17 protein-coding genes, 2 tRNA genes and 1 pseudogene are annotated in these 14,859 nt (G+C 62.4%); 11 read left to right on the top strand and 9 right to left on the bottom strand.

Translation table 11 applies throughout. The features are described 5' to 3' along the window. Positions 1–5: 5 nt before the first annotated feature. The 5 genes from ACFQO4_RS16775 (at position 6) to asd (ending at position 5,208) form a co-directional block, all read left to right on the top strand. Positions 6–1,157, top strand: a complete 1,152-nt coding sequence (locus tag ACFQO4_RS16775; RefSeq protein WP_500262009.1) for a mechanosensitive ion channel family protein — start codon at positions 6–8, stop codon at positions 1,155–1,157. Further along, a complete protein-coding gene (locus ACFQO4_RS16770) occupies positions 1,157–1,735 on the top strand; it encodes a HemK2/MTQ2 family protein methyltransferase (protein ID WP_500262008.1) in 579 nt (192 codons plus the stop codon). The genes ACFQO4_RS16775 and ACFQO4_RS16770 overlap by 1 nt, the downstream gene beginning before the upstream one ends. Before the next feature lie 186 nt (positions 1,736–1,921). After that, the gene (locus ACFQO4_RS16765) at positions 1,922–2,923 is read left to right on the top strand and encodes a 5-methyltetrahydropteroyltriglutamate--homocysteine methyltransferase (RefSeq protein WP_500262007.1); all 1,002 of its coding nucleotides are present in this window, start codon (positions 1,922–1,924) and stop codon (positions 2,921–2,923) included. After that, entirely contained in the window at positions 2,920–3,999 is a 1,080-nt protein-coding gene (locus ACFQO4_RS16760; protein ID WP_500262006.1) for a methionine synthase, read from the top strand. The genes ACFQO4_RS16765 and ACFQO4_RS16760 overlap by 4 nt, the downstream gene beginning before the upstream one ends. A 174-nt stretch (positions 4,000–4,173) precedes the next feature. After that, entirely contained in the window at positions 4,174–5,208 is a 1,035-nt protein-coding gene (asd, locus tag ACFQO4_RS16755; protein ID WP_500262005.1) for an aspartate-semialdehyde dehydrogenase, read from the top strand. 36 nt (positions 5,209–5,244) lie between these two features. Here asd and ACFQO4_RS16750 read toward each other — a convergent pair whose 3' ends face one another. Both ACFQO4_RS16750 and ACFQO4_RS16745 read right to left on the bottom strand, forming a co-directional pair. Beyond that, the gene (locus ACFQO4_RS16750) at positions 5,245–5,673 is read right to left on the bottom strand and encodes a universal stress protein (RefSeq protein WP_500262004.1); all 429 of its coding nucleotides are present in this window, start codon (positions 5,671–5,673) and stop codon (positions 5,245–5,247) included. Positions 5,674–5,872: 199 nt separating this feature from the next. Continuing rightward, positions 5,873–6,622, bottom strand: coding sequence for a fumarylacetoacetate hydrolase family protein (locus ACFQO4_RS16745; protein WP_500262003.1), 750 nt, complete (start codon positions 6,620–6,622; stop codon positions 5,873–5,875). 197 nt (positions 6,623–6,819) lie between these two features. On the opposite strand from ACFQO4_RS16745, the gene ACFQO4_RS16740 reads away from it, so the two are divergent. Then, positions 6,820–6,894 (top strand) — tRNA-Glu (locus ACFQO4_RS16740). A 290-nt stretch (positions 6,895–7,184) separates the two neighbouring features. Continuing rightward, positions 7,185–7,634: a response regulator gene (locus tag ACFQO4_RS16735; protein WP_500262002.1), complete on the top strand. Its 450-nt coding sequence runs from the start codon at positions 7,185–7,187 to the stop codon at positions 7,632–7,634. A gap of 15 nt (positions 7,635–7,649) precedes the next feature. On the opposite strand, the gene ACFQO4_RS16730 is transcribed toward ACFQO4_RS16735, so the two are convergent. Further along, a complete protein-coding gene (locus tag ACFQO4_RS16730) occupies positions 7,650–9,371 on the bottom strand; it encodes a carbamoyltransferase family protein (protein ID WP_500262001.1) in 1,722 nt (573 codons plus the stop codon). Between the two features lie 130 nt (positions 9,372–9,501). Between ACFQO4_RS16730 and ACFQO4_RS16725 the strand changes: the two genes are divergently transcribed. The 4 genes from ACFQO4_RS16725 (at position 9,502) to ACFQO4_RS16710 (ending at position 11,292) form a co-directional block, all read left to right on the top strand. After that, positions 9,502–9,846: a helix-turn-helix domain-containing protein gene (locus ACFQO4_RS16725; RefSeq protein WP_500262067.1), complete on the top strand. Its 345-nt coding sequence runs from the start codon at positions 9,502–9,504 to the stop codon at positions 9,844–9,846. After that, positions 9,843–10,109 (top strand): DUF7521 family protein, encoded by a 267-nt coding sequence (locus ACFQO4_RS16720; protein ID WP_500262000.1) that lies wholly within the window; start codon positions 9,843–9,845, stop codon positions 10,107–10,109. The genes ACFQO4_RS16725 and ACFQO4_RS16720 overlap by 4 nt, the downstream gene beginning before the upstream one ends. Positions 10,110–10,542: 433 nt before the next feature. Beyond that, positions 10,543–10,818, top strand: a complete 276-nt coding sequence (locus ACFQO4_RS16715; protein ID WP_500261999.1) for a HalOD1 output domain-containing protein — start codon at positions 10,543–10,545, stop codon at positions 10,816–10,818. Between the two features lie 141 nt (positions 10,819–10,959). After that, positions 10,960–11,292 carry a DUF7344 domain-containing protein gene (locus ACFQO4_RS16710; protein WP_254156867.1) on the top strand — a complete coding sequence of 111 codons (333 nt, stop codon included), beginning with the start codon at positions 10,960–10,962 and terminating at the stop codon, positions 11,290–11,292. Positions 11,293–12,117: 825 nt separating this feature from the next. Here ACFQO4_RS16710 and ACFQO4_RS16705 read toward each other — a convergent pair. From ACFQO4_RS16705 to ACFQO4_RS16680, 6 genes and pseudogenes are all read right to left on the bottom strand, one after another. Beyond that, positions 12,118–12,303, bottom strand: a pseudogene (locus ACFQO4_RS16705) (sigma factor-like helix-turn-helix DNA-binding protein); the annotation flags it as partial. A 4-nt stretch (positions 12,304–12,307) separates the two neighbouring features. Beyond that, on the bottom strand, positions 12,308–12,673 hold the full coding sequence (locus tag ACFQO4_RS16700; RefSeq protein WP_500261998.1) for a hypothetical protein: 366 nt from the start codon (positions 12,671–12,673) through the stop codon (positions 12,308–12,310). Continuing rightward, the gene (locus ACFQO4_RS16695; RefSeq protein WP_500261997.1) at positions 12,670–12,906 is read right to left on the bottom strand and encodes a DUF7563 family protein; all 237 of its coding nucleotides are present in this window, start codon (positions 12,904–12,906) and stop codon (positions 12,670–12,672) included. Before ACFQO4_RS16695 ends, ACFQO4_RS16700 begins: the two co-directional genes overlap by 4 nt. Before the next feature lie 59 nt (positions 12,907–12,965). Continuing rightward, positions 12,966–13,140 (bottom strand) — tRNA-Trp (locus ACFQO4_RS16690). A gap of 113 nt (positions 13,141–13,253) precedes the next feature. Further along, a complete protein-coding gene (locus ACFQO4_RS16685; protein WP_500261996.1) occupies positions 13,254–14,171 on the bottom strand; it encodes a DUF5794 domain-containing protein in 918 nt (305 codons plus the stop codon). 389 nt (positions 14,172–14,560) lie between these two features. Then, positions 14,561–14,701, bottom strand: a complete 141-nt coding sequence (locus ACFQO4_RS16680; protein ID WP_500261995.1) for a hypothetical protein — start codon at positions 14,699–14,701, stop codon at positions 14,561–14,563. Positions 14,702–14,859: the final 158 nt, after the last annotated feature.

The raw sequence follows: 14,859 nt of genomic DNA, 5'->3' as shown, positions 1-14,859 counted from the left end.
AATCCGTGGTAGACGCGTTTACTGGGCTCGAGTGGCTCGAAAACACGTTCCACACGCAGTTCCAGAAGGGAGTAGCGACGGCCGTCGTTACGGGACTGTTTCTGCTCGTGTTGATTTCCCACCGACGACTCCAGTCCTGGGTTTCCGACCGCTCGAGGGCGCTGTACGCCGATATCGTCGCGACGATTCTCCTCTTCGGGACGGGAGGATTGGCGCTGTACGTGGCCGTCGGGGTCTGGGGGGCGACCGAGGAACTGTCAACGGTCCTCTCGCGGTTCGATCCGGAAGGGACGTTCCTCCCTCGAGTGACCGCGTCGTTCGTAATGGTCGTGCTGACCTACATCGTCTGGCGATTCGTGAGGCGGCTGTTACACGACGTAGTGGCCTCCTCGACGACGGTCACGAAACACCAAGAGGAGGTGTCGAATCGCGTCATCCAGGTATTCATCTGGTCGGTCTCGATCGTTGTCGTCCTCAGCATCTGGATCGACGACCTCAGCGGGCTCCTCGTCGGAGCCGGATTCCTGGGTATCGTCGTCGGGATGGCCGCCAGGCAGACTCTCGGTGCGTTGCTCGCCGGGTTCGTCCTGATGTTCTCCCGGTCGTTCGAGATCGGCCACTGGGTCGAGATCGACGGCCGGGAGGGGACGGTCACGAACATCTCGATCTTCAACACGCAAATTCAGTCGTTCGACGGGGAGTACATCGTCGTCCCCAACGACGTCGTCACGACGAGCATCGTGACGAACCGCTCGAAGAAGGGCCGTCTTCGCATCGAGGTCGAAGTCGGCGTCGACTACAGCGTCGACGTCGATCAGGCGGCGACCCTCGCTCGAGATGCCCTCGAGCCGATCGAGGAGGTGATGGACGTCCCAGAGCCGATGGTGGTCACGAAGCACTTCGGCGACTCGTCGGTCGTCCTGGGCGTCCGCTTCTGGATCGATCGGCCGAGCGCGCGACGTCGCTGGACGGCCCGGACGAAGGCCATCAGCGCGATCAAGACCCAGTTCGAGGAGGCCGACGTCAAGATCCCGTACCCACAGCGGGAGTTGAGTGGACGCGAGGAAACTGACGGTTTTCGAATGCGACTGGACGAACCGGTGAACGAACCGACGGCTCGAGGGACGGCGTCCAGACGACCCTCGGAGGACGATTGATGGGAAAGGATCTTACCGAGCGTCGCGGCCTCGAGACCGACGTCTATCAGCCGGCGGAGGATTCGCAATTGCTCGCGGACGCGGCCTGTGACCGACTCGAGACGGAGGATTGGGTCCTCGAGGTCGGCACCGGGTCGGGGTACGTCGCCGACCGGATCGCCACCGAGGTCGGGGCTCGAGTCGTCGCCGCCGACGTCAACCCACACGCCGTTGCGAACGCGCGCGAGCGCGGACTCGAGGCGGTGCGAGCGGATCTCGTCTCGCCGTTTCGGTCGGGCACCTTCGACGCCGTCGCATTCAACCCGCCGTACCTGCCCACGGACCCGGACCACGAGTGGGACGATTGGATGGAGCGCGCGCTTTCGGGCGGCGAGGACGGCCGGGCGGTGATCGATCCGTTCCTCGAGACAGTGTCCCGGGTACTGGCCCCCGACGGCGTCGTCCTCCTCCTGGTCAGCAGTCTCACGGGGGTCGACGCGGTGGTCGAACGTGCGGGCGAGGAGGGATTCAGTGCAGTCGCCGTCGCCGACGAGTCGTTCCCGTTCGAGACGCTGACGGTACTCGAACTAGTTCGGTAATCGGGTCCGGAATTTATCTTCTGTGGCCATTCGCGTTACGGAGTGAGCGCCTCGAGCGAGACTCCCGCCGTTTCGACGCCGTCTTCGAGTGGACTAAACGCCTTCTCGACTCCAGATCAAATAACTCGTAGGCATACGAGAGTATGGAAAATATTAAGCACCGGCATAGCCTAGCCCTGCCTACGCATGACCGAGTACGTATCGACCACACCGGGGCTGTTTCCACTCCCGGACTGGGCGAAAGAGGACTTATCCGACGCGAAAGGGCACCAGAAACACGACCTCATCAGCGGCGATGAGGGCGAGGCAGTCACGAGCATCTACGACGAGGCGCGCGCCGAAGTCGTCGAGACCCAGGTCGAGGCCGGACTGGACCTGATCTCGGAGGGCCAGCTTCGCTGGGACGACATGCTCGCGCACCCGCTGACCGTCCACGACGCCGTCGACACGGGGGGCATCGTCCGCTACTACGACAACAACAACTTCTATCGCGACCCCGTCGTCACCGACGAACTGGGCTTCTCGGGCGACGTCGCGGGCGAACTCGAGGCCGCCGCTGCCCTGACGGAGGAACCGCTTCAGGCGGTCCTCCCCGGCCCGTACTCGCTTTTCGACCTGGCCACCGACGACCACTACGGCGACGAGGAGACGTTCCTGTCGGCCGTCGCCGATTTCCTGGCCGGCGAGGTCGAGGCGTTCCCGGCCCACGAGACGCTGTTCCTGCTCGAGCCGTCGCTCGTCGAGAACGCACCGAGTGACGGCCTTGACGAACGCGCGAGCGAGGCGGTCGACACCGTCGCGGGCGCGACCGACGCCGAGGTCATTGTCCAGCCGTTTTACGGCGCGCTCGAGGAGAAGGTCTACGCCCACCTGCTCGACGCCGACTTCGACGCGCTCGGGTTCGACTTCGTGACCGAACAGGAGCAGAATCTCTACAACCTGCAGGAGTACGGCGCGACCGACGACGTTTCGCTGGGACTGGCCGACGGCCAGAATACCCTCCTCGAGGAGCCCGAAGCGATCCGCGAGCGGGCCGACTGGGTGTTCGACCAGATCCCAGTTACCGACTTCGAGACGACGTATCTGACGACGAACACCGAGACGTTCTACCTCCCGTACGCGAAGTTCGAGGCGAAACTCGAGGCCCTCGCGGAAGCCGCCGCGCTCGCGGAGGTGACCCACGCATGAGCCAGCACCAGAACGCGAACAAAGACCAGTTCCGATCCAAAAATCACGCGGCCGATCACTTCCTGCTGACGACGGTCGTCGGTAGCTACCCCAAGCCCAAGTGGCTCAACCGGGCGAAAGAGCTGTACCAGGACCCGGAGCACGGCTTCGACGCCGATGACTACCAGGAGGCCAAAGACGACGCGGCTCGCCTCATCACGAACGAACACGAGCGCGCGGGCCTCGACGTGGTGGTCGACGGCGAGATGCGCCGCAACGAGATGGTCGAGTACTTCGCCCACCGGATCGACGGCTACGAGTTCAACGGCCCGGTCAAGGTCTGGGGCCACAACTACTTCGACAAGCCCTCCGTCGTCAGCGAAGTCGAGTACGACGAGACGTGGCTGGTCGACGAGTACGAGTTCACGGCGTCAGCGACCAACCGCCCGGTGAAGGTTCCCATCACGGGTCCGTACACCCTCGCGAACTGGTCGTTCAACGAGGCCTACGACGACGAAGAGTCGCTCGCGTACGACCTCGCGGACCTGGTCAACGAGGAGATCGAAAAACTCGTCGAGGCCGGCGCGCGGTACATCCAAATCGACGAACCCGCCCTTGCGACCACGCCCGACGACCACGCCATCGTCGGCGAGTGTCTCGAGCGCATCGTCGCCGACATCCCCGAGGACGTGCGAATCGGCCTCCACGTCTGCTATGGCGACTACTCCAGGATCTACCCCGAAATACTGGAGTTCCCCGTCGACGAGTTCGACCTCGAACTCGCCAACGGCGACTACGACCAGCTCGACGTGTTCAAAGACCCCGAATTCACCAAGGACCTGGCCTTCGGCGTCGTCGACGTCCACGACGCCGAGGTCGAATCGGTCGAGGACATCGAGCGTAACATCGAGAAGGGCCTCGAGATCGTCCCCCCAGAACAGCTCGTCGTCTCGCCCGACTGCGGCGTCAAACTCCTCCCACGTGAGGTCGCCTACGGTAAGATGAAGAACATGGTCGAAGCGGCTCGTAACGTCGAGCAGCGTCTCGACGACGGCGACCTCGAGGTACAATCGCGAGCGGCACCGGCGGACGACTGAGCGGCCCGACTGTCTCGTTCTCAGCCAACTCGTTCTCGGCGAATTTCTGGGCCTCGAGCGACTGCCGTCCGCGTCACGAGTCCTCGAGTTACTGCACACGGTGACGCCTCTCGAGCGACTGCAAACCGTGACACCATCCAAACCGTTTTGCGCGCCCGGTTCCCAGGGCCGACAATGACCGTACGAGCAGGCATCCTCGGCGCAACCGGCGCCGTCGGACAACGACTCATCCAGCTCCTCGAGCCCCACCCCGACTTCGAAATCGCAGCACTCACCGCCAGCGACTCGAGCGCGGGCAAACCCTACAGCGAGGCCGCGAAGTGGCGCGTCGACACGCCGATTCCGGACGCCGTCGCCGACACGACCGTCACCGAAACCGACCCTGACGCCGTTCCCGACGACGTCGACCTCCTCTTCTCCTCGCTCCCCTCGAGCGTCGGCGCCGCCGTCGAACCCGGCTTCTGCGAGGCGGGCTACGTCGTCTCCTCGAACTCCTCGAACGCACGAATGGCCGACGACGTCCCCCTGATCATCCCCGAGGTCAACGCCGAGCACCTCGACCTGCTCGAGGTCCAGCGCGACGAGCGTGGCTGGGACGGCGCCCTCGTCAAGAACCCGAACTGCTCGACGATCACCTTCGTCCCGACGCTCGCCGCGCTGGCCGAGTTCGACCTCGAGCGCGTCCACGTCGCCACCCTGCAGGCGGTGTCGGGGGCCGGCTACGACGGCGTCACCTCGATGGAGATCATCGACAACGCCATCCCTCACATCGGGAGCGAGGAGGAGAAACTCGAGACCGAGTCGAAGAAGCTCCTGGGTACGTTCGACGGCGCGGAACTCGACCTCCACGGCGTCGACGTCAGCGCCTCGTGTAACCGCATTCCGACGCTGGACGGCCACCTGGAGAACGTCTGGGTCGAGGCCGGCGACGACCTCACGCCGGAAGCCGCCGCCGAGGCACTCGAGGCGTACCCCTCGCTCGACCTCCCTTCCTCGCCGGAACCGCTGATCCACGTCTTCGAGGACCTCGAGCGACCCCAGCCTCGCCTCGACCGTACCCTGGGGGATGGAATGGCAATCTCGGTGGGCGGACTCCAGGAGTCGACCTTCGGCCTGCAGTACAACTGCCTCGCTCACAACACGATTCGTGGGGCGGCGGGCGCGAGCGTGCTGAACGGCGAACTGTTGCTCGAGAACGGGTACCTCTAGGTTTCGACGCCGACTGCGGGCCGACTGCGAGCCAACTCACTCCTCGACCGGCAACACCAGCACCGGGAGCGTCGCCTCTCTGATCAGCCGTCGGCTCGTATCGCCGCTCACCATCTCGACCAGCCGGTTCCCCTTCCGCGGGACGAACGCGACCCCGTCGGCCCCGCCGTCGTCGGCGGCCTCGAAGATGGCGTCGACCACGTCCGTCCCGTACAGGACCTCCGTCTCGACGTTGGCACCCGTTTCCTCGAGCGGGCCGCGCGCTCGCGAAAAGACGTCGTCGGCGAACTCCCGGCGAGCCTCGAGCGGCGCCTTGTCGGGCGCACCGCCTGCCTTCTCGACGACGTGGACGACCAGGACGGTATTTTCCGGGCCGATACGCGGCGCGAGTGCCCTCGCCGTTCGCTCGGCATCGTCGGGGTCGGCCGCCGGAACGAGGATGGGGCCGTCGAACGTAATCGCCATTAGTACGCCTCCGTCGTCGCACGTGAATTCGCGTCTCGACTCGGAGCGAACGGGCTCGAGTTCGGGGCCGTGGCTCGTCGCATACGTTTCGATTCGTTCTCGGAGACGATAAATGTCGGTCGGCGCACGCTCCGGAATCGAAATCGTCGGTGCCGACTCGTAGGCTTACACTACAAAAGATATAGTATAGTGCGCAGCGTCAGCGAGGCGCGTCAGGGATGCGAACCTCGTGTGCGAGCGTCCCCACGCCCTCGACCTCGATTTCGACGGTATCGCCGTCCTCGAGCGGCCCGACGCCTTCGGGGGTGCCGGTCGCGATCACGTCGCCGGCCTCGAGTGTGAGATAGGTCGTGATCTCCGCGATGAGTTCTGGAATCGAGAAGATGAGTTGGGAGCGCGAGCCGTCCTGTTTCAGTTCGCCGTTGACACGCGAGCGAACGAACGCGTCCGCGGACACTTCGTCGGGCGTCGCGAGCACGGGGCCGATGGGCGCGGCGCCGTCGAACGCTTTCCCGCGGACCCAGTTTTTCTCCTGGCGCTGGTCGTCGCGGTTCGAGAGGTCGTTCACGCAGGTGAACCCCTCGACGACGTCCATCGCGTCCTCTACTGGGACGTGGCGACACTGCTCGCCGATGACGACGCCGAGTTCTGCCTCGTAGTCGATTCGCTCCTTCCCGCCGGGGACGGTGACGGTATCGCCGTGTGCCGCCAGCGTGTTCGGCGGTTTGAGAAAGAGCAACGGGCGATCGGGGACGTCGGAGTCCATCTCCGCGGCGTGATCCGCGTAGTTGCGCCCGATGCAGACGACTTTCGAGGGGTCACACGGCGGGAGGACGTCGATTTCGTCGCTCTCGAGGTCGTAGCTGTCGGACCCGAACTGGACGTAGCCGTTCTCGAGTCGGCCGCGTCGAATCGCTCCGGCCGGGTCGCGGAATCTGACGAATTTCATGCTGTACGTGCGTGCTCGCGCGCCTGGACGAAAAGCGTTGAGAAGGTGGCGAAGGCTCCCGTCGGAAGTGGGACTCGAGGCGCCAGCAGATGATTCGACGCGCTAGCGGAGGACTCGAGCCGTTCGTCACGGGCTATCACCCTCGCCACGGAACGGAACGCTTTTTACTAGCCCCGGGAAACGATTGGATGCGACCCGCTCCGTTGGTGTAGTCCGGCCAATCATTTCGGCCTTTCGAGCCGATGACCTGGGTTCAAATCCCAGACGGAGCATTTTTCGTCGAGCGGGCGTGACGAAGCAGACGACTTCTGTGGAACGCCGTGACGAAGCATAACCGACTCCGGCGCGTCTCGCCGTTGTCACACGTGACGTAACATTCCCGCCCGGTAAACGGCGGGATTCTCTCGCTGGTCGACGATAGACGGGCATCTACCTACGACGGTAGCCGTGACTACTGCTCTGTAATTCACGTGACCAACGCGGACGAAGCGTCCGCAAGGCCATCTCGAGCCCGATCTACTGCTGGGCCGATATACTCATTTACCCCATCTACCGACTATAGATGATGAAAGAAGGCGAACCCTCGGCCCACATTCTCCTCGTCGAGGACAACCCGGGTGACGTTCGGCTCGTCACCGAGGCGTTCGCGACCGGCGACAGCGAGAGTACGCTGCACGTCACGAAAGACGGAATCGAGGCGCTCGAGTTCTGTCACCGCCGCGGTGCGTACGAGGACGCGCCGCACCCGGATCTCGTCGTGCTCGACCTCAATTTGCCCCGAAAACACGGCGTGGAAGTACTCGAGGAACTCAAATCAGATCCCGACCTCATGACGATTCCGGTAATCGTACTCACCAGTTCGGAGAGTCGCGAGGACATGCGCAAATCGTACGAACGCCACGCGAACGCCTACGTCACCAAACCGGTCGACCCCACCGAGTTCATCGAAACGATCCAGTCGCTCGAGACGTTCTGGCTCTCAGTCGTTCGATTGCCGACATGGGAGCGGTAATCGGCGACTCGCGTTCTACGCCGACTCTTTCTCCACGACGAGATCTTCGAGGACGAGCACGTCCAGTCCCATTCCGTAGAAGTCCTTGATCGCGTGCGTCGGGGTTCTGACGATCGGTTCGCCGTGGTCGTTGAACGACGTATTGAGGACGACGGGAACGCCCGTGATGTCGGCGAACTCTGAGATGAGCCGATGGTACCGTGGATGCTGGTCTTCGCGCACCGTTTGCGGGCGCGTCGAATCGTCGGCGGGGTGTAAGACGGCCTCGAGATCCTCGACCGTCTCCGGGTTGACGTCGAACGCGTCGATCATGAACGGGGCCGGTTCCCCGTTGACCAGGTACTCATCGGCGGCCGACTCGAGCATCGATGGCGCGAAGGGACGCCACTCCTCGCGGTGTTTGACGAACCGATTGACTCGGTCGCGGGAGGCTGCCGTTTGCGGATCGGCGAGGATGCTTCTAGCGCCAAGGGCCCGCGGCCCGAGTTCCATGCGACCCTGGAACCAGCCGACCAGGTCGCCATCGGCGATTCGTTCGGCGACGTAGCGCTCGAGGTCGTCGGGTTCCGAATAAGTGAGTTTGTTCGTCTCGAGGGTCGACCGGATCTGCTCGGTTTCGTACTCGGGGCCGAGGTAGACGTGCGTCTGCCGGTCGACGTTGATCGGCCGTTGTCGCGCCCAGCCGGCCCCCAGCGCGAGGCCGGCATCGTGAGCGACTGGCTGGACGAACGTCTCCTCGACGGCGGGCAACTCGCGAACGCGCTGGTTCAGTTTGCAATTGAGCGCGACGCCGCCGGCCATGGCGACTTTTCCCGTCCCGAGGCGGTCGACGGCCGCTTCGACGATGTCGATAACCGTCTCTTCGAGCAACTTCTGGGCCGTGTGGGCGAGGTCTTTCTCCCACTGGTCGAACTCGCCGGACGTCTCGCTTCGGGGGCGGTCGAACGCCTCCTCGAGCGCTTCCACGCCGTGACCGGTCCCCCAGCGTTTCGTCAAGCTGGTCACGTCGTAGTCGACGCCCGTTTCGATCAGCGTACGGAGGGTGTGTTCGATTTCGGTGTTGTCCTCGCCGTATGGTGCCAGTCCCATAACCTTACCCTCGCCGTTGAACATACGGTAGCCGAGGTACTCCGTGATGATGGCGTAGAACAGTCCGAGGCTGTTGGGGTGTTCGTACGTCCGAGCCCGCCGGAGGCCATCCTCGGTGGCGTGCCAGACGACCGTCGAGTCGTACTCACCTTTCGCGTCGATCGTGAGAACGACCCCCTCGTCGAACCCCGAGGGATGGAATGCGCTCGCCGCGTGGCAGCGGTGGTGAGCGATCGTCTCGACCGGCGGCAAGGGGGTACCGAAGGCCTCGAGTCGACGCTCGATCTGTCGCGTCGGCAAGAACCGACTCCGGACCTGCGTGACGAGCGCCTCCTCGAGTGCAGAAATGGTCCGGCCGAATCCGGGTGCGCGGATCGCGTCGGTCACGTAGTGAGCGGTGATCTTCCCGCGAAGCGTGGGGTCGTAGGGCAAGACGATCCGGTCGAGGTCCGTTATGTCCAGCTCTCGGTACTCGAGACACGCCTCGATGGCACTGGAGGGGAACGTTTCCGTCGCGTGTTTCTCTCGCGTGTAGCGTTCTTCCTCGACGCCGAATACGGGGACCCCGTCCTCGAAGAGGACCGCACTGGGATCGTGCTGGCCGTACAGTCCGATCGCGGGTTTAAATGCGAGTAGATAATCCGTCATGGTGGCGACTGGTTTCGATACTCGTACCGAATCGAGAGATACACAAAACACCCGTGGTCTTTTGCTGGACTGGAAAATCGCAGCTTATTTGCCGACGTTGGGTGACCGATTGGCCGTGAACCAGGAGGCAATGGCAGATTCGTCGGATATGTTTCAGGTCCTGGCGGACGACTACGCCCGTCGAATCCTCGTCGCGGCTGACGACGGGCCAATGACCGCAAAAGCGCTCAGTGACGCCTGTGACGCCTCGCTCGCGACGGTGTACCGTCGAGTCTCTACACTACAGGACCACGGACTTCTCGACGAGCGAACGTCGATCGATTCGGACGGAACGCACAGACGCGAGTTCGAAACCGTCCTCGAGGAACTCCACGTCGACCTCTCGGATGGCGAGTTTACGCTCACCGTCGATACCTGCGATACGTTGGCGGACAACTTCACGGAACTCTGGGACGATATGCGAGTATCACAATGATCGGGCCGTCGCTCGTCGCCGCGAAACTGATCACGTTCATCCTGGGGCTGGCAGTCGCGTTGCTCGCCTACCACGGCTACCGTCGGAACCAGAGTCAGCCGATGCTCTACGTCTCGGCAGGATTCGTCTTCATCGCCGGTGGGGCAATCTGTGAGGGGCTCATCTATCACACGTTCGGCTTCTCGATCCTCTCGGCCGGACTCATCCAGTCGGCGATCGTCTCGAGCGGACTGGTGCTCGTGCTCGTGTCGCTCGTGAAGTAACGGGCGCAGTACTCTCTGTGCTGTCAATACTGGTGCCGTCGATCGACAGACGACTCGAGCCTCGATTCAGGTGCGTTTATGTTCTGCGTCTGGTGCATCGCTCCTCGAGGTTGCCACCAGTACCCAGTAGAAACTCGCCTATTCGTTGAGCGCCGTCGTGGGTTCTGGTCGCACCACGTTCTCGATGTCTCGTCCGAGGACGTCGAGACCGTTGCCAGGACAGTACTTCGAATGTGACGGAAGAAGATACCAGGTGCGCGAGATGCCCGTCGAGCACTGGTGTGGAACCTACTCGTCGGGAGCGTAGCGAAGGCGCAAAGAAGAGACCAGCCGTAACAATAGTCTCGTAGAGAAATTGTGTATTACATGGCTGATAGTACCGTTTTCTGTCGTTTGACGGCAAATATTTCCCGCTGAAGTCGCAAGTAGATGCATGGGGGGTCACAATGCGGATGACGGTTCGGTACGGGAGGAGTACGACTGGTCGGTGACGAGGCCGAGCATCGCCGTAATCGACGCCGTTGCGCACGCTGAAGACGTCGAAATAACCGACGTTTCGGACGCTCTCGATACGACGTTGTACGATCAAGTCGATCCGGACGCTCTCGATAAACTCGTCTCCGCTTCTGATCACGTTTCGATCGCCTTTGCTGTCGACGGTTACGACGTCCAGATCGAGGGAGACGAGATCGTCGTCAGTGACGAATAGTCACCCTCTCGTTTTTTGCCCGTTCCACGTCTGGCGAATAGTTGATTCGACGCGGGTGGGTCGATCGAATGTCATTGTACGAGAATAACGTGAGAGAGTGGTGGTGGAGAGCGTTAAATGCTAACACGGCAAATATTGCATATGGTTACGTTGGACGAAATCTTTGAACTGTTGGAAGATCAAAGACGACGATATGCTTTATATTGTCTCTACGAAAAGGATGGCCCAGTAGCCGTTTCTGAAGTGGTAGAAAAAATAGAGACGTGGGAAGACGACCCTCCAGAGGCAGATGGGAGTCTTGATAGATTCGAAGAAATCGCTCTCGACCTGAAACACGTCCACCTTCCAAAATCTGCTGAAGTGGATTTCATCCAGTACGACCGGGAACAGGGGCTCATCCAGGTCCAGGGGTCACCCGAAGAGTTCGACGCCCTGCTCACTATCGCAAAGATAGTGGAAGAACCGGAAGAATGAGACGAATTTCTGGCTCAAGCAGACACCAGAGTTATCTCCTCCTCACCACGGTGGAAGTAGATTCTTTAGCTGGGGACGTCTCTATCGTCGACGGCGACACAAGGCTCGTTTTCGGGTTCTCGACGTGCTCGCGCCAGTAGCTCAACGCTCGTGCGTAGAGCGTCCCACGTTCACCAGCCGGCTCTCGTCGATTCCGTGGATCGAAGTCGGCGAAGTGACTCATATGCCGGCACCGTGCGCTCGCGGTTCGGGAAACGTCTCTCGGCTGGTACCGGTGACGTTGCTGAAATCCTCCGGTTCGACCGGGTTATCGACGCTCACAGCGGCCCACCTCGAGCGCGGCGAACCTCTCGAGTACACTCGGGACAAAGGCGGCGGAGACCGCTGATGGATTCTTCACAGCGCTTGCACTCGTTGCTCTCGACGAGTCGGCTCACCGCTGATCTCCCCCTTCGTTTCGCGTAGAGTTCTCAGTTATTGAGAATGGTCGATCAATATCAGGAAGTAATATAACCTTGGAATTGCCGGCTTGCGGTATTATTAGAGACTGAACTCACCTCTGTATCAGGGACCGAGAGTGTAACGATATGAGTAAATCAAATAAAGGGAAGAACCGGATACTGGCACTCTGTGTTACCTGTAGATCGATATACGCTGCGCACGAGCTACTGGATGGAACGATCCTCCCAATCGGTCGGAACGGATGCTCGTGTGAGGAGCAAGAGTTCAAAAAAATAGAGTTAGCTTTGAGTCCCGAGTACGACGAGGCGGACCCAACTGGCGAAGCTGACTGATCAGTAACGCCCAAGCAGCGATCGTTTTCGCTCATGCCGATCCCTCCTCGAGGCGATCCTCTGCTCGAGCGAGCAGGTTCCCGACCGTCCCTGGCCGCCGATCGGTCCGGCGAGCGAACTCGCGAACGCCAACACCGTTCTCGCGACAGGCGACGTAAGCTTCGCGTTCGGCCTCCGTTAACGGCGAGAGATCCGGCCCGAAATCGACTAGGCGGGCTTATTCACTCGACATCGGATACCTCCTGTTCCGGCGTCGGAACGTGGCGAACGTGGCCGTCGACGAACTCGACCTCGAGGCCGATCCAGCCGTCGATCATGCCGGACGCCGATGGGCCGTGGGCGTGGGCCGGCATCACGACTTCGTAGGTATGGCGCTCGCACGACCGCCCGAACGTGATCAGCCGGTCGACGCCGTCCAGGTCGTCGTCGACGAGCGTCGGTTTCTCGATGGACTGCGACCCTTTCGAGTTCGCGACCGGATGGCCGCACTCCGCACAGATCGGAATTTTCTGTGCGTCTCGAGCGGGTTCGCGGACGATCGTCGGCGTGACGACCCCGAAGCGCTCGAGGCCCTTCCGGGTGCTCACGCAGTCTCACCTCCATGGTGACCGGGCGCTATCTCGGGATCGGGAATCGCGACGTCGACGCCAGCGCCGGTCCCGCGACTCAGGCGACGGAACGAATCGAACTCGCCCCAGCGGTGGGCACGGTCCGACGAGTCGCCGTAGGCCCGCCGGAATTGCTCGCTAACGTGGGCGCCACAGTGGTCACAGGTCGACCGATCGACCGGCGTCCAGGGCGTGGAACTCACGCAGACCACCTCCGCTCAGAAGTATGTCGAGAAGGCGAGAGAAGGCTCTCCGTGCCTTTTATTTCAGATGGGGTCGGAGGGATTTGAACCCCCGATCGACTGATATCTCCGGTGCGCCTCGGAACTCCAGAGGGTCATCACACGGACACTGATCAGGTGCCCGATCAGTATATCAGTCTGGAGTGTCGTCCCGGGCGCGGGACCTCTGGAGTCAGTCGCCATGCCTGGCTTGGCCACGACCCCTCGAGCAATCGTTGGGTGATCCAACCTAAAGCAGTTACGATTCAGGTGAGAGTCTGCGGGCGGCCGAACCAGCGACTCGAGCGCTCGGCGGTAGTCGAAACTCCGCCTCGGGCCTAGAGCCAGGGGGCGCGTCCAGCGGTCGACGTCGTGTCGTCGCCCGGGTACGGATCGGCCTCGCCGTTCGAGTCGTCGACGGTCACGTCCGCGTCCTCACGATCGGAGTCGGTCGCTTCCGCCGACGATTCCGAACTGACGCCGCCATCGGCTCGCGTTCCGGAGCTGGTCGACGGGTCGGACGCTTCGTCATCCGTGTCCGGATCCAGCGCGAACAACGCGGCGACGACGAGCGCAGCCAGCGGGGCCTGCCCGAAGGCCATCCCCATGATCGAGAGCGGCAACAGACCGAGGGCAACGGCGCTCCCGAACCGGAACCGGTTGAGGTCCATGTACTCGCGCAGGTACGGCCCGCTGACGGCCACGGAGAGGGCGAACGCCACGCCGATCACGGCAGCCAGCGTCGCGTTGGCGACAAGCTGCGGATCGTCCATGAGCGCGAACTCCGCACCCGTGGGCTCGAGGCTGGCGACAAGCCCCAGTCCGATGATGACGCCGGGACTCGGCAGGTACTCGCCGACGGTGGCGCTCGCGGTCTTGGCGGCAATTGCCAGGATGACCAGCGCGGCGAATCGCTCGAAGGTCGCCGTCTCGATCACGCTCTCGATCGCAGGCGCGAGCGCGGCCTGAATAGCCGCGAGCACGATCAACGGGATGCCGACGATCAGTACGACGCGAACCTGCTCGCGGACGGTCCCCTGCATCTCCGCGAGGATGACGGCGAGGGTCGCGCTGCCACCGAAGATGAGGAGGCCGACCTGGACGGCGCTCGTCGGCGTCTCGAGGGCGCCGGCCAGGATCAGAGCGACGAAGATGCCGTCGACGAGCGGCAGGGCCATCACCAGGGCGAGGAGTCTGGCGTCACCGCCGACTAACCGCTCGAGGCGGAGGGCAACGGGGTGTTGTGACGTGCTCATCGATTACGAACGATGGCCGTGACCCGAGGCCTGGGGATGGGGGTGAGGGTGACGGGGTGAACGGTCCCGCAGCAACTTCCGGAGCGGAAGCCAGTCCATCGGCGTTGGCGTCGGCGCCGACATCGACGTCGACGAGGAGCATTTCCGCCTGAACCGAAGACCTCGCGCTGTGAGTGGGCAATTCCCAAAGAAAATCGCGGCTACGGAGTCGAACGTCGTCCGGCCAGCGAGTCGGGAATCGCGGAAGTTCACAGCGTGCATACTCGAATCGAGTGGACCTGTATTATTAAACGTTGTGTGAGATGGCTGAACACGAACCGTGAAATCGTAACTGAAACGCGAGTAGTATCGACGAATAGCTCCTGCCACGGGTGATTGGATGAGAATTTTCAACACAGGCAGGCCTCGAGGTTCGTGAACGTTGTCCGGAACTCGTTGGTACTGACGTTGCGTCGGGCGTCCTCCGATGAGAGGTAGCGGGGCAGGACACAGGCAGCGTCCTCGGACGTCTCGACGAGAGTGTAAGTCATTGCGACGACCTCGAGAGTTGGTCGGAGTCCGAGAAAGGACGCGCCGGCGGGTTTCGTTGTAACTAAATTAGTCAGGTTCCGAGCGAACGTCAATCGCAACGCCGAACTCGCGAGCGTCCTCGTGACCCTCTTTGGGCGATTCGAGACGGCCGCGAAGC

This window comes from Saliphagus sp. GCM10025334 (assembly GCF_042663485.1).
Taxonomy (GTDB): Archaea; Halobacteriota; Halobacteria; order Halobacteriales; family Natrialbaceae; genus Natronosalvus.
Note: the sequence above shows the minus strand (reverse complement) of the source record. Positions and strands in the feature narration are given on the sequence as shown.